Annotated in this window: 16 protein-coding genes and 1 pseudogene; 15 read left to right on the top strand and 2 right to left on the bottom strand. The window is 38.0% G+C overall.

The genetic code is table 11. The annotated features are described in order from the left end of the window. Positions 1 to 552: 552 nt before the first annotated feature. The 5 genes and pseudogenes from KH400_RS13730 to KH400_RS13750 all read left to right on the top strand — a co-directional run bounded on the left by KH400_RS13730 (position 553) and on the right by KH400_RS13750 (position 8,410). Positions 553 to 3,696: a DEAD/DEAH box helicase gene (locus KH400_RS13730; RefSeq protein WP_217225419.1), complete on the top strand. Its 3,144-nt coding sequence runs from the start codon at positions 553 to 555 to the stop codon at positions 3,694 to 3,696. A 139-nt stretch (positions 3,697 to 3,835) separates the two neighbouring features. Then, positions 3,836 to 4,204, top strand: a complete 369-nt coding sequence (locus KH400_RS13735; RefSeq protein ID WP_217225421.1) for an HIT family protein — start codon at positions 3,836 to 3,838, stop codon at positions 4,202 to 4,204. Between the two features lie 111 nt (positions 4,205 to 4,315). Then, positions 4,316 to 4,642 carry a nucleoside triphosphate pyrophosphohydrolase gene (locus KH400_RS13740; RefSeq protein WP_217225423.1) on the top strand — a complete coding sequence of 109 codons (327 nt, stop codon included), beginning with the start codon at positions 4,316 to 4,318 and terminating at the stop codon, positions 4,640 to 4,642. Further along, a complete protein-coding gene (locus tag KH400_RS13745; RefSeq protein WP_217225494.1) occupies positions 4,635 to 7,073 on the top strand; it encodes a DEAD/DEAH box helicase family protein in 2,439 nt (812 codons plus the stop codon). Before KH400_RS13740 ends, KH400_RS13745 begins: the two co-directional genes overlap by 8 nt. A 357-nt stretch (positions 7,074 to 7,430) precedes the next feature. Next, positions 7,431 to 8,410 (top strand): annotated as a pseudogene (locus KH400_RS13750) (restriction endonuclease). Positions 8,411 to 8,654: 244 nt separating this feature from the next. Here the strand turns inward: KH400_RS13750 and KH400_RS13755 are convergent. Beyond that, complete coding sequence (locus KH400_RS13755) at positions 8,655 to 10,517, bottom strand: DUF262 domain-containing protein (RefSeq protein ID WP_217225425.1); 1,863 nt, start codon at positions 10,515 to 10,517, stop codon at positions 8,655 to 8,657. A gap of 1,229 nt (positions 10,518 to 11,746) precedes the next feature. On the opposite strand from KH400_RS13755, the gene KH400_RS13760 reads away from it, so the two are divergent. The 6 genes from KH400_RS13760 to dgoD all read left to right on the top strand — a co-directional run bounded on the left by KH400_RS13760 (position 11,747) and on the right by dgoD (position 16,879). Beyond that, complete coding sequence (locus KH400_RS13760) at positions 11,747 to 12,172, top strand: RbsD/FucU family protein (RefSeq protein ID WP_217225428.1); 426 nt, start codon at positions 11,747 to 11,749, stop codon at positions 12,170 to 12,172. A gap of 26 nt (positions 12,173 to 12,198) precedes the next feature. Continuing rightward, on the top strand, positions 12,199 to 13,245 hold the full coding sequence (locus KH400_RS13765; RefSeq protein WP_217225430.1) for an aldo/keto reductase: 1,047 nt from the start codon (positions 12,199 to 12,201) through the stop codon (positions 13,243 to 13,245). Between the two features lie 91 nt (positions 13,246 to 13,336). After that, entirely contained in the window at positions 13,337 to 13,993 is a 657-nt protein-coding gene (locus KH400_RS13770) for an IS607 family transposase (protein WP_217225432.1), read from the top strand. Next, positions 13,965 to 14,849 carry an SSO2105 N-terminal domain-containing protein gene (locus KH400_RS24125; RefSeq protein ID WP_246589566.1) on the top strand — a complete coding sequence of 295 codons (885 nt, stop codon included), beginning with the start codon at positions 13,965 to 13,967 and terminating at the stop codon, positions 14,847 to 14,849. Before KH400_RS13770 ends, KH400_RS24125 begins: the two co-directional genes overlap by 29 nt. 98 nt (positions 14,850 to 14,947) lie before the next feature. Then, on the top strand, positions 14,948 to 15,505 hold the full coding sequence (locus KH400_RS24130) for an IS200/IS605 family accessory protein TnpB-related protein (RefSeq protein WP_312889186.1): 558 nt from the start codon (positions 14,948 to 14,950) through the stop codon (positions 15,503 to 15,505). A 225-nt stretch (positions 15,506 to 15,730) separates the two neighbouring features. After that, positions 15,731 to 16,879 (top strand): galactonate dehydratase, encoded by a 1,149-nt coding sequence (gene dgoD / locus KH400_RS13780; protein WP_217225434.1) that lies wholly within the window; start codon positions 15,731 to 15,733, stop codon positions 16,877 to 16,879. Positions 16,880 to 17,044: 165 nt separating this feature from the next. On the opposite strand, the gene KH400_RS13785 is transcribed toward dgoD, so the two are convergent. Continuing rightward, positions 17,045 to 18,256, bottom strand: a complete 1,212-nt coding sequence (locus KH400_RS13785) for an ROK family transcriptional regulator (RefSeq protein WP_217225436.1) — start codon at positions 18,254 to 18,256, stop codon at positions 17,045 to 17,047. 284 nt (positions 18,257 to 18,540) lie between these two features. Here KH400_RS13785 and KH400_RS13790 point away from each other — a divergent pair, with 284 nt between their 5' ends. From KH400_RS13790 to KH400_RS13805, 4 genes are all read left to right on the top strand, one after another. Then, positions 18,541 to 19,614 (top strand): TRAP transporter substrate-binding protein, encoded by a 1,074-nt coding sequence (locus KH400_RS13790; protein WP_217225437.1) that lies wholly within the window; start codon positions 18,541 to 18,543, stop codon positions 19,612 to 19,614. Positions 19,615 to 19,692: 78 nt separating this feature from the next. Beyond that, a complete protein-coding gene (locus KH400_RS13795; protein ID WP_217225439.1) occupies positions 19,693 to 20,175 on the top strand; it encodes a TRAP transporter small permease in 483 nt (160 codons plus the stop codon). A 39-nt stretch (positions 20,176 to 20,214) separates the two neighbouring features. After that, complete coding sequence (locus KH400_RS13800; protein WP_217225441.1) at positions 20,215 to 21,492, top strand: TRAP transporter large permease; 1,278 nt, start codon at positions 20,215 to 20,217, stop codon at positions 21,490 to 21,492. A 44-nt stretch (positions 21,493 to 21,536) separates the two neighbouring features. Continuing rightward, the gene (locus KH400_RS13805) at positions 21,537 to 21,962 is read left to right on the top strand and encodes an HIT family protein (protein ID WP_217225444.1); all 426 of its coding nucleotides are present in this window, start codon (positions 21,537 to 21,539) and stop codon (positions 21,960 to 21,962) included. Positions 21,963 to 21,974: the final 12 nt, after the last annotated feature.

Genomic DNA, 21,974 nt, shown 5'->3' on the forward strand with positions numbered 1-21,974 from the left:
CGTACTTCCTTGTTGACAAAGACGACGAAGATCCACTCATAGCGTTTCAAAGCAGAAGTGATGCTGAAGTTTGGTTTAAGGTGAGGGATTGAGACATTTGCTATAGGTTAATGCGCAAAATGAAAGTAAAGATAAGGATATGTTAAAAGCAGGGGATCCCCTGCTTTTTTTTACCAGTTAAACGCAATTCATATTTTTGAGTGCTTACATTTTCGTCAATTTTAGATCCATAAGTTTCCTTTGATACCCTTCGTATATTGGGAAACAAAGCGTCTCATAAGGCGTTGTTAGAGATGTTTCAAATGTGGGCACTGGGCCAAATGATGTCCGATAACCTGGCTTAAAATAAGAGTCAGGTCTTTTTCTTGTCTAAATTAGCCATCATTTGTATATTATTGTTACAATAGAAATAAATGTACTGGTGTTGGGGAGGTTCTTATTTCCCTGTATAAATAGATTCGGTTAAAGTCTAACAGAGATGTAGGTAAGAAGAGTGAATCGAGGTTCGCTCCGACACATTTCATTAAACCAAAGTTGAAAAGAGGTGAACGGATGCTTCCAGAAGGAGTTTATGAAGAAATCATTACAGACAGGTTGAAAGCTGAACTTGAACAGGTTGAAAATGTTGATATTAGAAAGGAAAAGCTGGATGTTGAAGAAGCCAGAAAGATGTTAGCTTCTTATATTTCTTCTATAACAAGAAGAGCGCTAAATTATGTAAGGGACGATGTAAAAGATGACAAGGAAGCATTATTTAAACAACTGGAAACATGTAACGAGATTATCACGGTGTTAAGTGAACGTTTGGACGATGAGGAATTCGAGTCGTTACAGATTGCTGAGGAAGGAGAAGTATTAACTTCGATTTACTCAAAGTGGAACCATTCAAGAAGTTTAAAGCAAGAAAAAGTTATCAAACCAGTCACACCACTATCAGAAAGCTCTTTATTTACAGGCTCACATCATGAACCAAACATGTTAGGAGAATTACAGAAAGAAATTCAAACGTCTGACAAAATAGATATGCTGGTTTCTTTTATTAAATGGAGTGGGCTCCGTTGCATTATTGAACAGCTTCGTGACTTCACTGAAAATGGGGGGGAACTTCGTGTTATTACAACTTCATATATGGAAGCTTCTGATTATAAAGCCATTCTTGAGTTAAGTCAGTTAGAAAATACTGAGGTGAAAATCTCGTATGATGTCGATAGGACAAGATTACATGCAAAAGCATACATGTTTAAGCGAAATACAGGATTCACTACTGCATACATAGGTTCATCTAACTTGTCAAATCCAGCACTGACATCAGGGTTAGAATGGAATTTAAAGGTCACTGAAAAAGATTCATTTGATATCATTAAAAAGTTTGATGCGACGTTTGATAGTTACTGGAATGACGGTGAATTTGTGTTGTTTAATAACAAGGAAGAGAAGGATTTAAAACGGCTCAAAACAGCGTTAAACAAGTCCAAGGATAACGAAAATAATGGCCCTGCCGTATTGTTTGATATTCAACCATACTACTATCAAAAAGAGATTTTAGAGCGTTTACAAGCAGAACGAGAAGTATTTGGCAGGTATAAAAACCTTTTAGTCGCTGCCACAGGTGTCGGCAAAACTGTCATTTCTGCTTTTGATTACAAGCGGTTTATCCAGGTACATGGCCGACGACCTAGGCTGTTGTTCGTTGCCCATCGGGAAGAAATTTTGAAACAAAGTAGAGATACTTTTCGCTCTATCCTTAGGGATTTCAATTTTGGTGATTTATTTGTTGCTGGCTACACCCCGTCTTCATTAGATCATTTGTTTGTTAGTATCCAAAGCTTTAATAGCTCTAAATTATACGAGAAAACATCAACCGACTTTTATGATTTCATAATTGTTGATGAATTCCACCATGCAGCTGCAAAGTCTTATCAAAAGCTTTTAACGCATTATACACCTAAAGTGTTGCTTGGACTAACAGCGACACCAGAGCGAATGGATGGAAAAGATGTTTTAGAATACTTTGATGATACAATTGCAGCAGAAATGAGATTAACCGATGCGATTGATCAGAAGCTATTATCTCCATTTCAATATTTTTGTGTCACAGATACAGTGGATTTATCAAAGCTAAAATGGAGTCGAAAAGGGTATGACATACGGGAATTAGAAAACGTTTATACGTCAAACAAACTACGAAGCAATCAAATTATTAAAGGGCTAAAGAAGTATGTGACTGATATCGATGAGGTTAAAGGCTTAGGTTTCTGTGTCAGTATTGAACATGCAAAATATATGGCTAATTTCTTCAATGAATCTAACATCCCTTCAATTGCCTTATATGGTGAGAGTGATCGTAAAACAAGGGAAGAATCAAAAAGTAAGCTAGTAAATGGGGACCTCTCATTTATTTTCGTTGTTGATTTATATAATGAAGGGGTTGATATTCCTGAAGTCAATACAATTCTATTTTTACGTCCAACAGAAAGTCTCACTGTATTCCTTCAGCAATTAGGAAGGGGTCTCAGACTCTCTGAAGGGAAAGAATGTCTTACCGTTTTAGACTTTGTTGGTCAAGCGCATAAAAATTATAATTTTGAAGATAAGTTTCGTAGCCTCATTGGCAGAACAAAACATTCCGTAAAGCATTATGTGGAAAATGGTTTCTTTAACCTTCCAAAAGGCTGCTTTATTCAATTAGAAAAGCAAGCGAAAGATTATATTCTAAGAAACATCAATGAAACGAAGAACTCAAGGAAAAACCTTGTAAGTAAGATGAAATACTTTGAAGAAGATACCGGCTTATCATTAACACTAGCTAATTTCTTACAACATTATCATTTATCACTTTATGATTTTTATGGAAAAAATGGTGATCGTTCTTTTATGCAGATGAAAGTTGAAGCAGGAATAAAAGATGATTTTGAGTTTAAAAATGAAAAAGTAATCAAAAAGCGGATTCCAAACTTCTTTCATATAGATTCGAGCACTTTTCTTACGTACTTAATTGACTACTTGAACGGTAACAAAGGCAGCAGTAAAAATGATCAGATCATGGAAGCAATGTTTTACTATTCCTTTTACCAAAAGGCACCAGAAAAAGAAGGGTATAAATCATTGGCAGAAGGTATTGGAGCAATGCTAGAAACAAATGAAGTTCGAGAGGAATTAAAGCAAATTTTGCAATACAACTATTCAACGATTACCTTTGTTGAAAAGGAAAATGATTTTACGTTTGACTGTCCCTTAAAAGTACATAGCTACTACTCTAAGACACAAGTACTGGCTGCGTTCGAATATTACAATGAGAAGCAAAGTCCTACTTTTCGAGAAGGGGTTAAATATTTTGAGGACAAGGATCTTGATATTTTCTTTATCACGTTAAATAAATCTGAGAAAGATTTCTCTCCTTCAACATTGTATGATGACTATGCAATCAATGAACGCTTATTTCATTGGCAAACGCAAAGCCGTGTCGCCGAAGGAAGCAAAACAGCGAAGCGATATATTCATCATAAGAAAAACGGCCATACGATCGCCTTATTTGTCAGAGAGTATAACAAAGAAAACGGATATACTTCACCGTTTATATTTTTAGGGACAGCAGAATATGTAAAGCACTCGGGAAGCAAACCAATGAGCTTTGTCTGGAAGTTGAAAGAGGAAATGCCACCACACATGGTGCAAAAGGCGAATAAAGTGATGTAAATCAATGGCTAGCGGAATGAATGACTCAATCAACATATACCATCATTGTCCATAGTTAGAAGACGAAAGTCGAAATTTAATTATTGATCTTAACAATGCAACGCGCTATCCTTTTATATCAAAATACCAGGAGGTACCTATGACCTGTCCATTCTGTCAATTAGATAGCAACATCATCATCTATTCAAACGACCTAGCACTAGCCACCTATGACCTCTATCCAGTGAACAAAGGGCACATCTTAATCATACCAAAAAGGCATGTTGCCGACTTTTTTGATACAACGTTAGAGGAAAGAGAGGCTATCAATGAGTTGTTAGAGAAGTGTAAAGAGCTGTTGGGTGAGAAGTATCGCCCAGATGGATTTAATGTAGGTATTAACTGTGGTGAAGCTGCGGGTCAGACAGTCTTTCATGTACATGTCCATCTGATTCCCCGTTTTCATGGAGATATGGATAACCCGCGAGGCGGGGTTCGGGGTGTGATCCCTGATAAAAGAATCTATTAATGTTTGAAGCCTTTCGATGTTTTCGTCGAAAGGCTTTTTAGACATTTTCTTGTCAGTTCTTGTCATGATAAACTAGAGGGAACAGGAAATGTTTGGGAGGGACAGACGTTTATGCCATTATACAATAAATTAGTTCGTGATAAAATTCCTGAAGTGATTGAGGAAGCTGGCAAGCTGTGTCGTACGAGAATTTTAGATGATAACGAGTACATAAAAGAATTACAGGCAAAGAGCCGTGAAGAGTTAGAAGAGTATATGAGCGAAAGTGATGACAAGAAGGCTGTTGAGGAACTTGCTGATTTGTTAGAGGTCATGCATGCGCTAGCAGCTGTTCATGGTTTTTCAATGGCTGAAATTGAAAAGATCAGAGCGGAGAAGGCTGAAAAGCGTGGAGGCTTTCAGGATAAGGTGTTCCTGATTGATGTTGAAGATGACTAAAGTGAAGCTATTAACTGAAGCACTCATTGATGAAATTGTGCCTGCTATGGAGACGGCTTCATCGATTTATATTTTGACCTCGTTTGCGATGAAATCAGGTGTCGAACGTTTAGCTCCGTCGTTGAAACGTGCAGTTGAACGTGGGGCTGAGGTGAAAGTGTGCACTGGAGATTATCTGTATGTCACGCAACCACAAGCCTTACAAGCTTTAATTGATGTTGATGAAAGCATCGAGGTTCGGTTATGGAAAAGCAATGGGAAATCCTTTCACCCGAAAGCGTATTTATTTCAAAGATCGGATGAGGTAGGTCTTTTAATTGTTGGATCATCGAACCTCTCGCGTTCGGCACTCACTCATGGTGTCGAGTGGAACCTTGCGATGGAGTCTACGGTTGCACCTGCTACATTTGAAGATGCACTGGATCAGTTTATGAAGGTCTTCTACCATGAGCAAACGATACCAGTGAACGAGGAGACGATTGCGACCTATCAATCCGCATATGAAAGAATGCATCAGCAAAACCCTAATTTGGCTAAAACATGGACGGAAACAGAAGAACTCGAGTTAATGCTCCCGAAAGTCGAGCATGGGCAAGCTGAGGCTGTTTATGAAAAGAGGGATTCGTATGAGCCGCTTTCACCACGACCGGCACAACGACAAGCACTAGATGCTCTTCGTACAACGGTGGAAGAAGGCTATGATAAAGCGATGGTCGTGATGGCAACAGGATTGGGGAAAACATACTTAGCTGGCTTTTTTGCTCAAGACTACAAACGCGTCTTATTTGTTGCCCACCGTGAAGAAATTTTAAGACAAGCTCAAGAGTCTTTTAAACACATTATGCCTGAACGCTCATTTGGGATTTATAACGGAAGAGAAAAGGAAGGACAAGCCGATTGTGTGTTTGCCTCGATCTTTACGTTAGCCAATCAACAGCATCTTCATCAATTTGCTAAGGATCGGTTTGACCTCATCGTTATTGATGAATTTCATCATGCGGCAGCGAAAACCTATCAGCGTGTGCTCGATTATTTTGAACCATCCTTTTTGTTAGGAATTACCGCGACACCAGATCGGATGGATGGAAAAGACGTCTATGGCATTTGTGGTGGAAATGTTGCCTTTCAGCTCCATTTTATTGAGGCCATTCAACGACAGTGGTTAGCGCCATTCCATTATTATGGCGTCTATGATGAAACAGACTATTCACAAGTGACCTGGCTCGGAAATCGCTATGATGTGGAAGAGCTGTTAGCTGTGCAATTAAGAGAAGAGATGGCCGAAAAGGTGTTTCGTGCATGGCAGGAGCATAAGCAGACACGTACACTTGGCTTTTGTTCATCGATCAAACAAGCCAATTTTCTAGCGAATTACTTTAAGAATCAAGGCGTTAAGGCTGTTAGTCTCCATTCAAATGGCGGGGAGATGAGCAGGGGAGAAGCGATCAAACAAATTGAAAATAAGGACCTTGACGTCATTTTTACTGTTAATTTATTTAATGAAGGGACCGATATCCCCTCACTTGATACGCTGTTGTTTGTGCGACCAACAGAATCATTAACGGTGTTCACCCAGCAAATCGGCCGTGGCTTGCGTTTGTTTAATGGAAAAGACCATTGCACGATCATTGATTTAATCGGTAACTACCGCAATGCAGATATTAAACTCAGTTTGTTTGATACTCGAACAGAGGACGAGCGTAAAAAAGCAAAAGCGGTAGTTGAGCCGCAAGTACCTGAGAGCTGTGTCCTTGATCTCGATGTCAAAGCAATTGACCTTCTAAAGGAGTTAGCAAGAAAGAAACAACCACGCAAAGAACGGCTACGACAGGCGTATATCGAGTTAAAACAAGAGTTAGGGAGACGTCCAACTTATTTAGAGCTTCATTTACATGGGAATGTTGAAAGTCGTGCGTATCGGCAAGATTTTAAATCGTATGTAGGTTTTCTGCACTGGGCAAAAGAGTTATCTGATCAGGAAAAGGATGTCTATCAACATCACACGGATTGGCTTCAAGAAGTTGAACGTACGGGAATGAATAAAAGCTATAAAATGATCGTCCTACTCTATATGCTTGAGCGGGGGATTGATAGTTGGACGAAACCTGTTACACCTACAGAAATTGCACCATTCTTCCATCGCTATTTAACTGAAAAAGAGTATCGGAAGCAAACCGATTTTTCGGATAAGAGAACGAAAAAGCTGTGGGAATACGATGAAACGAAGGTGGCCAAGCTGATCGCTGATATGCCAATGACAAAATGGAGTGGAGGCTCCAAGGGTCTACTATCATTTACCGACGGTGTGCTTTCATTGGATTTTGATATTCACGATGAAGATCAAGAGCTTTTATATAAATGGACAAAAGAAATTTGCGAATACCGCTTACATGAGTATTTTGAGAGGAAGGGCAATAAGCCACACCAATAATTTTATTCTAATGATCATATATATTTATTTGTTTTATAAGTGGGGGAATGAATACAATTCAATCTGATGATCTTGTTAATCAAAAGCTTTTTGACGAACAGTCCCAGGCACTGTTCGTAATGAATCGCCAGTGGCCGACTTTCAAACTGTACCTTCAGATTTGTTAGTAAAGGTTCAGCCTGTTTTTTATTCTGATCCTACAGATGCAGTTTTTTAAGGGAATTGGGAGTTGGTTAGTTAATATATAATAATTTGATCAGATATATGGAATTTTATAATTACTGCAACTTTTCCCTAGCAGAAAGCATTATCCGAATGTGAATGTGCTAGGGCTGTTTATTTAAAGGAGAGCTAATTATGACAAAATGGTGGATGATACGAGCGGGGGATAATAATGAATTAATTTTTACATGGAAAGAAGAAGGTATTGAATCTATAGGGTGGCCTAAGCTAGGTGATCCAAAACAATTTCATACTAAAGCTGAAATGAAAAAAAGGCAAATGGGGAATTTTCTGGTAGTAAACCAATGTCTAGAAGCAGTTGGGTTAATCAAGTTTGGTGATTTAGCAGAGACATTAAAAAAGGCGATCGCGTAATAACATACTTTAAAGAAACAAGAGAGTACTTGGTAGGCACGGTTACAGAAGCACATTTCTATGACAAAGCAATAGGTAATCCTGCATACCCGAACCATATTAGAGTGAACTGGGAAGAAGCTGCTATAGAAAGAGATTCCTTATCGCAAGCTGCAAAGAATAGTTTGGGTTCTGTATTAACCGTTTTTCGTGTTGATGACTGGGGAAGTGAGTTTGATAAATTATCGGAACATCCATATTCGGAAGGTACTAAAGATGATGAAGCAGAGGAAAGTGAAATTATTGAAGACTTAGTTAGTAAAGCATTAGTAATGGTACAAGATAAAGTGGATAAACTTGATCCTTGGCAAATGCAAGAACTTGTAGGTGGGCTATTACAAGCAATGGATTATAATACTAAAGTAAGTCCCAAAGGGCCTGATGGCGGAGTAGATGTATTGGCATTTAAGGATGCCTTTGGCTTTGAAAAACCAATTATAAAAGTACAAGTTAAACATCGGAAATCTTCTGCATCTGCTCCAGAGATCCAACAATTACTAGGGGCAAATCCTATCGATGCTAATAGCTTATTTGTTTCCACCGGTGGATTTACCTCCCACGCTGAAGCAGTTGCAAAACATAATTCAGTAAGGCTGGTAGATTTAGACGAATTAGTCGAATTAGTAGTTAAATGGTACGAAAATATGCCGAATGACGTTAGGGCATTGCTACCATTGCAGAGAATGTATGTACCTGAATGAACAATGTTTATGTCTGTGAAAATTCAGTACTATTGTTATAATTTAGATGTCTTATCTAAATGGAGGTAAGAGGTGAAGGTTTGGCATTGTCAATACCGAGAATGTAAAGAATTAGAAATTATTGACTATTATCGTCATTATATGATCTGTGATAAAACCATGGCATAAAACAACAGAGAGACCATTAAAACTTGGCCTCTCTATATTTAGTTAGGGAGAAGACTTATATCTTTATAAATCTTATCTAATCTCTATATACCTTTTCAAAGAAAACCTGTTTCATTAATTTGAAACGGGTTCTCAACTTATCAATGTACCATTCTTTGGTTATATTATCGTTCCCCTCACTATCCTTATTAATGTCAACCTGAGATATATCACAAAATATCAGTTTCTTTAATTTATTCATTTCTTCATTAGCCTCGGTTGGCGTCACTTTACCTTTATCAACACTATAATCAAAATACTCTTTAAGTGTTTTTTCGCCTTTTGCTCTGTTGATTGGCTTTTTGATCATGGCTAAATTTGAAACAGCACTAATAGGGATTCCGTTTAGGTCCTGAGCAACTTTTTTTAGTCTATTTATAGCAAATAAGTGGTCAACTTCAAATTCATCATAATTTTCTTCATTCGTAAGAATACTGTTATAAATATATTTAATAAATAACATATCTTGATCATAAATTTTAACTCTTTGGATTTCAGTTCTATTAAGTTGTGTTTCGAACCACTCTTGAAGAAGGTTTTCCCATTTGCTTTTTGAAATTGGTTGTAAATATCGTCCGCGGGTCTGTAAATCTTCATCAAAAACAATATCTTTTAACCTTGAATCACCGGAGCCTCTCCAAATATCTCTAAGTATATCGTATAGATAATGCAAAGGAATATACTTTTTAAGTGTAAATTTATTAGTGTTCCAAGTATTTCTTACATTTAAATTTTTATCATACTTTAAGTGGAAGACGACTCCTATAATTGAAACTATTTGTAGTTCTGTATGATATATCTTATCACCTTTGTCTTTTTTATTCTTCCTATTGGCTTTAAATGATAATGCTGAGAGGGAGTTATGCACAAATTCAATTGTGTCAAGAATCGCTTTTTCTAACTTAGATACGTAATAGCTTTCAATAGTTTTGGGTAACTCAATCATTTTATTTAGAGGCAGCCCACAACAAGTTGTTACTAGGTTAAATCCAATAGACTCGGTAGTATCTGCTTTTCCTGACTTACCAAAAAGGTGTGGGTATTCTTCACTTAAAAATTTTCCAAAACCAAACAAATATTCGAAAATAGTAAATTCTTTACCTTTTTCGTATAGTTCTTCCGGATAATACCCTTCAATTTCAAAGCCTTCTTCTAACATTAATTCATATTTTGCTTCAATCTTTTTTATAATTTCCTTATTGTTAATAGGTAATGTTCTTTCCCATGTGGCGGCAAAAATTTGATACTTATTTAATTTTGTACCCTTGGAATTAATTCTCTCAAAAATTTCAGGAAGATTATGTTCCTCGCCATAATATACTACTACTGGAATCTGTATTTGAGAAATATCGGCTTCCCTTTTGACTTTTGAAGTAAACTCTTTGTATTTATCAACTAACTCATCAAATACGTCGACAGTTATGTTTAATTCTAAATCTTTGGAAATCTTACGTACTAGATCATAAGCGGAAAAGTTATGACCTTCATCAAATCCGTCCAAACTCTTAACCCACATTTCAATAATATCTCTTATTTTTTCAGAATGTTCACCGGAGAGTTCATGAACAGTTTGGATAAAATAATCAATAAAGCTATCGTCAATATCATCAGCATTGAAGAAAGATGTAGGTTCTTTTGAATACTGAATTATAGTTGATGTACGTTGAAGCCCATCAATCAAAGAAAATGTATCATCATTATTTTTTTTATATAATAGAAGTGATCCAAATGGATAACCTCTCTTTAATGTATCGATAAACTTATGTTTTTGTTCTCTACTCCATACAAGATTTCTTTGCATTTTTGGTACAGTTATTTTAATTTTCCTTTTATTTGGGTCATCCTCTTGTATACTTGCAACAATGTCCGAAACATTGTACTGTTTTACTTCTGTAGCCATGTAAGCATCCCTCTTTATAATAAAAGTATTTATGTGTATGATCATTACATTTATGCACAAACTCTGACTAATATATCCTCTTATAACTCGATGTAGGGTAAAATTCATGTCAAAAACAAAGCTATAATACTAATTTACAGTCTGGAAAATTTTGTAACCCTTTTATTTGAAGCATAGCAATATATCCTAAGAAATTTTGAGGATTTCCGCCATTGAGAATTACTTTAACCTTTTTTAATGAACTTGCAGAAATATAAAATCCCGCTCGTCTTATTTTATCCCAACTTTTGTATATTATTGGTACAATAGAAATAAAATGTCCGGTGTTGGGGGAAGTTTTATGTTGGTCAAATTGGTCATCGAATATTTAGTCAAATCAAGCGAGTCGATACACTAGGCACCAATAGTAGATCAACTACCTGAAGCTGGTTACAACCAAACCATTAGTTTAGAGAAAGTGTTTGATGGTACATACCAACCGCAAAATATAGCATCTCAAGCTGATAGTGATAAGTAGAAACGGTTATTATCTCGCGCGACAAGGGATAAAGATTCTTGGGTACATAGAAGCAAGAAGAGAGCCTTTCGCTGGACAGCTTCAGCCATTCAAACTACCGTCTACGTGATCTAATCATTCAAATGAAAGATGATCATATTGAGATTCGAAACGGCGCGCATATGGTGCAAATAGAGCTCGAACTTTTAAGAAAACAACCATCGACCGTGTTTAAAGAAGTTGTACAGATGCTTGAAGAGTAAAATATTTAACACGAGATACTCTATCTCCAAAATAGGAAAAATGTGATCCCGTTAATAACTAGTATGTTGTCACACTTAATTTCGTATGTATTGAACGATACCTCTTGGCTCGCCTGGACTGGAGTTTTGTTTAAGAAGGAGCTTGATAATCCTAAAACAACTTATATATAGCATATTACGCGCCCAGAAATTCTGGGCGCTTTTTAATTACCTAACTAACATGTAATAGCCCATATTTAAGCATTATTTAGATTTTCCTATGGGTCAAGGATGAGATCTAACGAACCATGGTATGTGAAAATGAGTGAATTACTTCAGAAAAGGGATTGAAGAATAAAGTTAGTTTATAAATTGACAAAAGTTAAATTCTGATTTACTATTTTATTGACAGAATCATTTGGTTTTTTTCTTTTTGGGTAAGATTTATTTTTCCCTTTTGTAAAAAAATAACGTAAGATGGGGTGTGATTTATGTTAAAAGGCATACCTGAACTAATTTCTCCTGAAATGATAAAGGTGTTAATGGAAATGGGGCATGGTGATCAACTCGTTATTGCTGATGGTAACTTTCCGTCTTACCGATGTGGAGAGCGTATTGTTCGGTGTGATGGGGTTTCGATTGCGAAGCTGTTAGATGCGATTTTACGTTTGTTTCCGCTAGATGCGAAAGTTCATAAGCCAGTATCGCTTATGAAAGTAAATGAACATGAACCTCAACCAGAAGTGTGGCAATTGTACCAAGATATCATAGCAAACCATCATGAAAAAGCCTATGAGATCAATTATATTGATCGGTTTGATTTTTATAAAAAGGCGAAAGACGCTTATGCAATTATTGCGACGACGGACACCTCTTATAAGGGGAATATTTTAATAGAAAAGGGTGTCATTCGCTAAGGTCATAGAACAAATGGAGGGTATTTATGGAGAAGAGAAGATTAGGAAACTCAGATTTATATGTTAGTGTCGTCGGTATGGGATGTTGGCAATATGGAGGTGGTAAGTATTGGGGCGAACAAAGTCAGGCAGATGTTAATTATGTCGTAAACCGTGCACTCGACCGAGGGGTGAACTATTTCGATACTGCTGAAATGTATAATGACGGGAAAAGTGAAGAGGCACTTGGTGAAGCATTAAAATTGAGAAGAAATGAGGCCATCATCGGTACGAAAGTAACTCCGGCAAACGTTTATCCGGATGATTTGCAAAAAAGTTGCGAAGAAAGTTTGAAGCGCTTACAAACGGATTATATTGATTTGTATATGGTTCATTGGCCGATCAACCCGTTATCTGTAAAACATTTCACAAATGATAAAGGAAAAATTTGTAACCCGCCAGACCTTGCTGAAGCAATTGATACCTTAACAGAGCTAAAAAAAGCGGGGAAAATTCGTCATATCGGGATCAGTAATCATGGGATCAAGCAAATGACGGAGCTGCACAAACTCGGCGTAGATGTCATCACAAATGAATTGCCATACAATTTATTGTCGAGAGCGATCGAAAACGAGCTGACGTTGCACTGTAGAAATAACAATATTGGCATCATTGGGTATATGCCGCTGCAACAAGGGTTATTGACGGGAAAGTACGCACTTGAAGATGTCAAACCTATGCAAGCGCGATCGCGTCATTTCCATCATAGCCGTGGTGAGCAAAGCAGGCACGGTGAAGAGGGTACTGAGCGAGAAATTAAGGAAGCACTACAAACGATCAAGCAATTATCCAATGAGTATGGCGTGGATTTAATTACATTGTCTTTATCATGGGTGCTTGCCAATTCAGATATTACTACGACAATTGTAGGTTCAAGGAACGAGACTCAACTTGAACAGAACCTTCAAGGTGCTCTCTATGACATGCCTTCTGAACTGTACGAAGAATTAAATAAAGTGACAAAACCAATTCTAGATCGGCTTGGAAGCAATCCTGATTATTATGAAAACCGCAAAAATAGTCGTATTTATTAAGGAGGCTGTAACAGGTTCTTGTAAATATAGTAAATTCTGATAATATGTATTAAAATCTATATGCAGATATTTACTATAAAGGGTGTTTTTTATGAAAAAGAAAGAAATGCTTCTTAGTATTGGCGAAGCTTCAGAAATGTTAGGTGTTTCCGTTCAAACATTACGAAATTGGGAAAAACGAGGGTATATTCAATCTGAGCGAACCCCTTCTGGGCATCGGAGATATGCCCTTTCAGATATACGTCCGCACTTACAGGGACAACCTGATCAAAAGAAAGCTTTTTTATATGTCCGTGTCTCTACGAAAAAACAAGAAGAGTCTGGTAATCTACTAAGGCAGAAAGAGCGATTAATGAATTACGCCATTAAACAAGGGTTACATATCGCAGGTGTGCACGAGGATGTAGCCAGTGGATTGAATGAGAATCGCAAAGGCCTTTCAAGACTGTTAAAAGAGATCAAGAATCAAAAGATTTCTTTTTTAATCATTGAATATAAGGATCGGCTAGCACGATTTGGATATTCGTATTTAGAGAATCACTTGCGCGAATTAGGTTGTGAAATCATCATTGCGGAAGAAAAGCAAATGAGCGAAGAACAAGAATTGGTTGATGATCTCATTGCCATTACAACCTTTTTTTCTGCACGTATTTATGGGAAAAGAGGCGGAAAGAAAGTGTCCACTCAGATTATTAAAACGATAGAAGGGGGTGTCTCGGATGAAGACGACTCGACTATTAAAGCTTAAAGGTTTGTCTAAACAAGATAAGAGCAAGCTTGATGATTTATTGCGAGTGTTTTCATCCATGACACGCTACGCTTTTAACCGTTTGCTTGAGGGTGAAAAAACGGGCGATTTACACAAAACACTTCCTGAAAAGTTTAAGATGAACAAACGCTATGCGGAAGATGCGGTTTTACAAGCACAAAGTATTATCACTAGCCAAAAAGAGCTACTACCCTCTCGTATTGAAGATGCGGAAGCAAAACTAAAAAAGCTTGAAAAAAAGTTTCACTTGTATCAAACGGGGCGACGCAAACCCAAAAGGACTGATCTCGAAACGGCTTTAATTGGCTTGGGTCAGCGTAAGGAAAAGCTTGAGCGTAAGCTCTACGAGTTAAACGATCACCAAGAGAGAGGTACGATTCCTCCAGTGATTTTTGGTGGGAAGAAGAATTTTATCGCTCGCAGGAAAGGTTTACTTTCTAAACAGGCATGGAAAGATCTTCGAACGAACCACTTGTACGCCCGCGGTGATAAGGCAAAGAAGGGGAACTTGAACATTCGTCTCCTTCACCATGATGATCGCTTTTTCTTAGAAATTGCGAATCCACTCCTTACTCCCGAGGATAAAACGAAAGCACCTCGTATTAAGGTGGAAGTGACAGGCCTGATAAATATCTTGAAGAGATTGTCCATGTGGCTATCCCTAATGATCCGAAGAAAGGGCCATTTCAATCGTACTCGATGGAAATTATCCGTAAGAATGGCGATTATTTCGTTCACTTCAACTACGACGAAGAAGAGTATGGAAAAGAGGTTTATGAGATTGGTGAGTATCATGATGTCATCGCAGGGATTGACCTTAACATTGATAGAATAGCTGTCACACTTTTAACAAGACAGGGTAATTTTATCGAGAGTCATATCTTCTATTGCCATGAATTAGAATATGTATCGTCTAATAAGCGTGATAACGTGGTGGGAGAAACGATAAAAGCGTTGTTTCATTGGTTGAACGATAAGAAGATCGGTGCGATTGTGATGGAGGATATTAAACTCAAACAACAGCACGAATCGAATAAACGCTTTAACCGCCAAACTCATACGTTCACAAAAACAAAATTGACGAATGCGATTGTTCGGAATGCATTACGTACAGGAGTTCACTTTAAGAAAGTGAATCCGGCGTATACGTCCGTCATCGGTCGTTTTAAATACAGTCAAAAATATGGTATTTCTGTTCATGAAGCTGCATCCTTTGTGATCGCAAGGCGAGGATTAGGCTATGATGAAAAGGTTCCGAAGAAAGTTGTCCGTGTCCTCCGTTCCGTTGTGAAACCTCACTTGATTGGCAAACTCGGATCCATGGAAGAATCCGTTAAGCATTCAACACAGGGGAAAAAACAACGACAGTACTTAGGTATGTTATTAAAGAATATCGATACGTTTAAAGAGCTTCATTCATGGAAGACATGGAATGTTGTTCATAAGACGTTACGTTTTGATCAATGCAAATTCAAAATGAAGGAGGTGTAACCTGGGAACTAAAATCTTGGCGGTGACTTATCGACAGAAGAAATGGTTTATCGCCAACGCCGTCCCTAACAGGGAGCCGCGGATAATCTTTTATAACAGGTAAATGATAGGGGCCAACCCCCTTCCGACGGAATGGAGTGAGAATCTCCACGGTATGTCACCCTTATACTTGGTTCGGTGGCGAAAAGTAAGTTTTTATAGATTTTAGTAACCAGGGATCAGAAGATGAAGATTAGGAGTTATTCTTGTTACAAGGTACCGCCAAGGTGGCTATTTTTAAAAATTGAGACCGACGAAGGAATCGTAGGTTGGGGAGAACCTGTGATTGAGGGCAAAGCCGATACCGTCAAAGCGTGTGTGGATGAATTGATGACCTATTTGATTGGGAAAGACCCGATGAAAATCGAGGATCATTGGAATGTCTTGTACCGCGGCGGCTTTTATCGGGGTGGGCCGATTTTAATGAGTGCGATTGCTGGGATCGATCAGGCGCTTTGGGATATTAAAGGAAAATACTATCATACACCGATCCATCAGCTTTTAGGTGGACTATGTCGGGATAAAATTAGAGTCTATTCATGGATTGGTGGCGACCGTCCGAATGATGTGGGTCAAGCTGCAAAAGAGTTATATGATAAAGGATTTACAGCTGTAAAAATGAATGCGACAGAAGAGTTGCAGTATATAGATTCGTACGAAAAAGTCGATCAAGCCGTGGAGCGGTTGGCAGCAATTCGTGAGAAGGTCGGTTACTCAATAGATGTAGGAATTGATTTTCATGGTCGAGTCCACAAACCAATGGCAAAAATTTTAGCCAAAGAACTCGAAAGCTACCGACCGATGTTTATTGAGGAGCCAGTATTACCTGAAAACAATGAAGCATTAAAGGAAATTTCGCTGCATACTACAATTCCGATCGCGACAGGGGAGCGTATGTTTTCAAGGTGGGATTTCAAAGACTTATTATCGAATGGCTATGTCGATATTATTCAGCCAGACCTCTCTCACGCCGGGGGAATAACAGAATGCAAGAAGATCGCTTCGATGGCAGAAGCCTACGATGTAGCTCTTGCACCACATTGTCCGTTAGGCCCCATTGCTCTAGCTGCGTGTCTACAGGTGGATGCGACGACACACAATGCCTTCATTCAAGAACAAAGCCTCGGCATACATTACAATAAAGGCAGTGATTTGCTCGATTATTTATACGATAAAGAGACGTTTAAGTATTCGGATGGCTTCGTTTCAATTCCAGATAAACCTGGGTTAGGCATTACGGTTAATGAAGAACATGTCATAGAAATGGCAAAAATAGGCCATGATTGGAAAAATCCGATCTGGAGGCATGCTGACGGTTCTGTAGCTGAGTGGTAACATTGTTTAGCTTTGTAATAAAGACCCTCATTATTCACCATCATCATAAGTAAACTTGATTGTTCTTGACCATGGGACTTGTACATCAATGTACACTTAAAAAGCAGGGAGGATACGGTAGTGTATCCTCCCTGCTTTTTATCTTTTGTTAAAGACTAGATTAAGTCATGAAAGTGCAGGATTTAAATATTTGATTGGCAACTTTCTGTCTAAAGCAAAATTAGCTGCACCTAATGCACCACCGTTGTCACCTAACGTGGCTGATAAAACGTTAACATTTGAAACAATACTTGGTAAGGCACGCTGGCGCATAATTTTATTGGATGTTTCAACGAATAGCTCGCTTGCATTCGGAATCGTACCACCGAGAATGATCGTTTCTGGGTTAAATGTATTGACGAGATTAGCCATTGTAATACCTAAATAAGTGGCAGCTTTATTGATAACTTCAATTGAAAGCGTATCACCGCGATCCGCTGCCCGACAGACGTCTGTTGCCTTAATGGACTGCATATCACCATTTGTAGCAAGATGAATACCAGGCGTTTCACCAAAACGAATCGATTTTCTGATTTGTTTTTCGATAAACGGTGATGAACACAACATCTGTAAACAACCTTCATTACCGCACGAGCATAGCGGCCCATTTGGTTCAACCGTTGTATGACCCAGTTCACCTGTTCCTCCCATCGAATCGGTAATCAACTGTCGATTAATATAAAACCCTGCCCGCACACCAGATCCTACCCCAATATAAATGATATTTGATGAATCGCTTCCTGCTCCAAATCGGCATTCAGCTAAACCACGTGCTCGGTGTCGATTCATGACAACGATTGGCCAATCAATCGAATTTCCTAGTATTTCTGCTACATTGACATTGAACCAATCCCGTGGAGGGGCAGCCTTAATGAGATGATCGTTTTTATCAACGAGTCCAGGGGCACCTATCCCTAGTAATGGCAGGATAGGGCGATCGAGATCATCAATAAACGTGAGTAGGTTTTTTTTCAACACCTCAAACGTTTCAATCGGATCTTGAGTATACACCGGAATATCGATCGAGTTAATTACATGATCGAGAAGATCAAAAGCCCCAATTTTCCAGTGATTGTTGTCTAAACAAGCGCCGACGACACAAGTGGAGTAAGGGACTAGCTCAAGGGTTGTAGCGGGTCTTCCACCAGTCGACGGCTGCTTTTTTGTTTCCTTAATAATGCCCATGTCCATTAATTCTGAAATCGTTGCAGAAACTGTAGCTCTACTGAAGCCTGTAAACTCTGTAAGCATAATTCTAGACATACTACCATGAATGCGTAACGTTTGTATAATCGCAAGCTTACTATTTTTGTGATCGATTACATTATTAATATTCATATTTAACACCTAAATTCTGGTATGATTTTACTTTATTATAAAAGGACTTTAGTAAAGATTTCAACATATTTGTCTTAAAGTAACGAAATTTTACGCTATCATCCGAATAAATCATAAAATAAAAGCAAAACATAATTTATTTATTGACAAAAGTATAATTGGGATTTATAGTTTTAATTAGAAAGCGTTTACAATAAAGGTGAAGGGGTTGGTTGCGACAGTTTATAAGTCGAAAGATTGACGAGATTGTAAATTATCAACAGTTAAAAAAGGAGGAATTTTTTATGTCTGTAAATATCAGAAAATTACTATTATTCACGTTAGTTGCAATATTATCTGCTGTTGTGGTTGCTTGTGGAACTACTGAAGAAGCAACAAATGATGAGAATGATGCAAACGGAAGTGAAGAGAAGGATCAAAACGATAATGCTGAAACTCAAAAAGACGAGACAACATACACCATTAAAATGGCATCTCCAAGTAACCCAGAAGACACAATGGTAAAAGCTTTTTATGAATTTAAAGATGTGGTGGAAAAAGAAAGTGATGGCAGAATTGAGGTTGATGTTCTTCACAGTGGTCAACTCGGTGGGCACGCGGACTACATTGATGGCTTACAACTTGGTAGTATCCAAGCGGCAGAAATAAACACTGCTGTCCTTTCATCGTTGGATGATCGATTATTAATTTTTGATATGCCGTACTTGTCAAATGACATGGAGCATCAACGATCAGTCATTAAAAGTGGTATAGGCGATGACTTAAGTGCCGTTCTTGAGGAGAAGGCAGATATAAAAATTGTTGGTTGGTTACAAAGAAGTTCAAGAAACGTATACAGCTCAAGAGGTCCAATTGAGACTGCAGATGATTTTAATGGACTTGATATTCGTGTAATGGAAAGTCCGGTAATGCTTAAAACAATGGAATTACTAGGAGCGCGTGCTGTGCCAATTTCTGCTGATGAGCGCTACATGGCTCTACAAACAGGGGTTGTTGACGCAGCAGAAAATAGTATCGCTCTTATATTAACAGAAAAGGAATACGAAGTAACAGACTATGTTTCGATGACTGATCACTTTATGACCCCAAATGTAATTGCGATGGATAATAACTTCTTTACTAGTCTTCCAGCTGATTTACAAGACATCGTACTAGAAGCAGGTGAGGTTGCAGGGCAATATGCATTCGAAGAGGAACAATCGCAAATTGCAACAGCGGTGGAAGAGTTAGAAGCAGTTGGAATGGAAGTGAATTTCATTGAGGATAAGTCGACATTTATTGAAGCTGTTCAACCGATCTACGAAGAGTATGAAGACATCATTGGTAAAGAATACTTTGATGCCTTCTTAAACAACTAATACATGTTTGGTAATGGAAAGGGATAGCTTCTAGGTTACGCGGTTATCCCTTTCTACTAACTTTCCGGGGTGATAAGTATGGCTGAAAAGCTTGTAGATGTGATCTATAACAAGGTGTTAGCAAATATCGTGATCATCATCGGGTTTATCATGGTATTAACTATATTGTTGCAAATATTTGCTCGGGCTTTTTTAACTCAACCTTTTGCTTGGACAGAAGAGTTGGCGCGATTAGCGTTTGTATGGTTTTGCCTCTTGGGAGGGGTCATTACCTTTACGAAAAAAATGCATTTAGGCGTTGAATATTTTTACATGAAGTTTAATCCTTCTTTTAAAAAGATAACGAACTATTTAATCTATATTTTAATTTCTTTCTTCGGTGGTGTTTTACTCTATTACGGAATCCACCTTGTCGTGAACGGATGGGGGCAATTATCTCCGGTTTTACGAATTTCACGCTCTTATTTTTATTTACCGATGCCAATTGCTGGTGGTCTCTTCTTTGTTTATAGTCTCTATCAACTCTTAAATCTTATAAGAAAAGGTGAGCTTCAAAGTTAATGTGAAAATCAAAAATAAACTGCTGGAAGGAGGGGAACCATGGTAGTCGCTATATTTGTCGTTTTGGTTGTACTAATGGCAATCAATGTTCCGATAGCTATTAGTACTGGATTAGCTGCCATCTTTGGGTTTGCGGTCGTTGGCTCGATCGATTTAACCATAATGGTGCAACGAATGTTAATGGGCGTTAATTCTTTTACTTTGATTGCCATTCCATTGTTTATTTTAGCGGGACGATTTATGCAATTAGGCGGAATCACAACTGATTTGATTAATTTATCAAAATCACTTGTCGGATTTTTGCGGGGTGGATTAGCGTATGTAAACATTGTCAGTAGTATGTTTTTTGCAGGAATTACAGGTTCAGCAGCTTCCGATTCATCATCAGTCGGTTCCATCTTAATTCCTGCAATGGTTAAAAAAGGGTATCATCGAGATTTTAGTGTAGCGGTAACAGCAACATCGTCGACGATTGGAGTGATGATCCCTCCTAGTATTCCTATGGTCATTTATGGTGTAGCAGCGGGCGTATCGATAGGTCAGTTGTTTTTGGGTGGGATTATTCCTGGGATTCTTGTTGCGATCGCTTTAATGGCTGTTACAGCAGTTATTGCTAAAAAGCGAAATTATCCCGTAGAAGAAATGATCACGCTTAGAGAGGCTGGCATGAATATTATTCGCGGTATCCCAGCGCTACTTACAATCATTATTATCATAGGTGGTATTGTAACTGGTATTTTTACTGCTACAGAAGCAGCGGGAATCGCTGCATTGTATTCATTTTTACTAGGTGTGTTCTATTATAAAGAACTTAAAATAAAAGATTTACCGAAAATCATGCTAGATGTCTCTGTGACGACTGGGATGGTGGCGCTTATGATTGCAACGGCATCGGCACTAGGGTATCTATTTGCTATCGAAGGCATCCCACAAACGATTGCAAACGCGTTGCTTTCGGTGACAGAAAATCCATTTCTTATCATGCTAATGATCATGGTTTTGTTACTTTTTATTGGTACATTTTTAGATTTAAGTCCAGCGGTCATTATCTTTACACCAATCCTACTTCCAATTGTCACAGCGATTGGAATTGACCCTGTTCATTTTGGGGTGATCATGGTCGTCAATTTAGCGATCGGGCTGTTTACCCCACCTGTAGGTGTCTGCTTGTTTGTCTCCTGTGCGATTGGAGAAATCTCCATAACCGATGTTATCAAAGCGATTTTACCGTATTTTATGGCAATGATTGTAGTGTTGTTGATCATTACCTATATCCCTGAACTTGTGATGTTTTTACCTGAAACATTTATGAGGTGATCCCATTGTTCGGTAGGAAATCAGTTTAAGGAGGTGAGGGAACGATGACAAATTATGATTGTTTTTATTGTACAAAAGATGATCGGTTAGAACGATTAATGATGAACATTACAGAGATGAAGATATCAAATTTATATTTATTGAAAGATCAAACGCATAAAGGCAGGTGTGTCTTAGCGTTAACAAGTCATAAAACAGAGTTGTTTCAATTAACGAAAGAGGAACGAACCTTGTTTATGGAAGATGTGTCGAAAGCATCTAAAGCTATTAATGAAGCATTTAGTCCGAATAAAATTAACTATGCAATTTATGGTGACCTAGTTTCCCATTTACATTTTCATCTCGTCCCCAAATATAGAGAGGGTGAAGATTGGGGAAGAGCATTTGATAACGAGCCAGCAGAGAAGAAGATCCTTACGACTGAGCAATATCAAGAGAGAATGAATGCGCTGCTACAACAGTTAAACTAATGGTTTTAAAAA

This window comes from Desertibacillus haloalkaliphilus (assembly GCF_019039105.1).
Classification (GTDB): domain Bacteria; phylum Bacillota; class Bacilli; order Bacillales; family KJ1-10-99; genus Desertibacillus; species Desertibacillus haloalkaliphilus.

What these genes read in the sequence shown, in the direction of transcription:
- KH400_RS13765 (WP_217225430.1), top strand. Translation starts at nt 12,199, where the DNA reads ATGGAGAAGAGAAGATTAGGAAACTCAGATTTATATGTTAGTGTCGTC.
- KH400_RS13770 (WP_217225432.1), top strand. Translation starts at nt 13,337, where the DNA reads ATGAAAAAGAAAGAAATGCTTCTTAGTATTGGCGAAGCTTCAGAAATG.
- KH400_RS13800 (WP_217225441.1), top strand. Translation starts at nt 20,215, where the DNA reads ATGGTAGTCGCTATATTTGTCGTTTTGGTTGTACTAATGGCAATCAAT.
- dgoD (WP_217225434.1), top strand. Translation starts at nt 15,731, where the DNA reads ATGAAGATTAGGAGTTATTCTTGTTACAAGGTACCGCCAAGGTGGCTA.
- KH400_RS13730 (WP_217225419.1), top strand. Translation starts at nt 553, where the DNA reads ATGCTTCCAGAAGGAGTTTATGAAGAAATCATTACAGACAGGTTGAAA.
- KH400_RS13745 (WP_217225494.1), top strand. Translation starts at nt 4,635, where the DNA reads ATGACTAAAGTGAAGCTATTAACTGAAGCACTCATTGATGAAATTGTG.
- KH400_RS13740 (WP_217225423.1), top strand. Translation starts at nt 4,316, where the DNA reads ATGCCATTATACAATAAATTAGTTCGTGATAAAATTCCTGAAGTGATT.
- KH400_RS13795 (WP_217225439.1), top strand. Translation starts at nt 19,693, where the DNA reads ATGGCTGAAAAGCTTGTAGATGTGATCTATAACAAGGTGTTAGCAAAT.
- KH400_RS24125 (WP_246589566.1), top strand. Translation starts at nt 13,965, where the DNA reads ATGAAGACGACTCGACTATTAAAGCTTAAAGGTTTGTCTAAACAAGAT.
- KH400_RS13760 (WP_217225428.1), top strand. Translation starts at nt 11,747, where the DNA reads ATGTTAAAAGGCATACCTGAACTAATTTCTCCTGAAATGATAAAGGTG.
- KH400_RS13805 (WP_217225444.1), top strand. Translation starts at nt 21,537, where the DNA reads ATGACAAATTATGATTGTTTTTATTGTACAAAAGATGATCGGTTAGAA.
- KH400_RS13790 (WP_217225437.1), top strand. Translation starts at nt 18,541, where the DNA reads ATGTCTGTAAATATCAGAAAATTACTATTATTCACGTTAGTTGCAATA.
- KH400_RS13735 (WP_217225421.1), top strand. Translation starts at nt 3,836, where the DNA reads ATGACCTGTCCATTCTGTCAATTAGATAGCAACATCATCATCTATTCA.
- KH400_RS13785 (WP_217225436.1), bottom strand. Translation starts at nt 18,256, where the DNA reads ATGAATATTAATAATGTAATCGATCACAAAAATAGTAAGCTTGCGATT.
- KH400_RS13755 (WP_217225425.1), bottom strand. Translation starts at nt 10,517, where the DNA reads ATGGCTACAGAAGTAAAACAGTACAATGTTTCGGACATTGTTGCAAGT.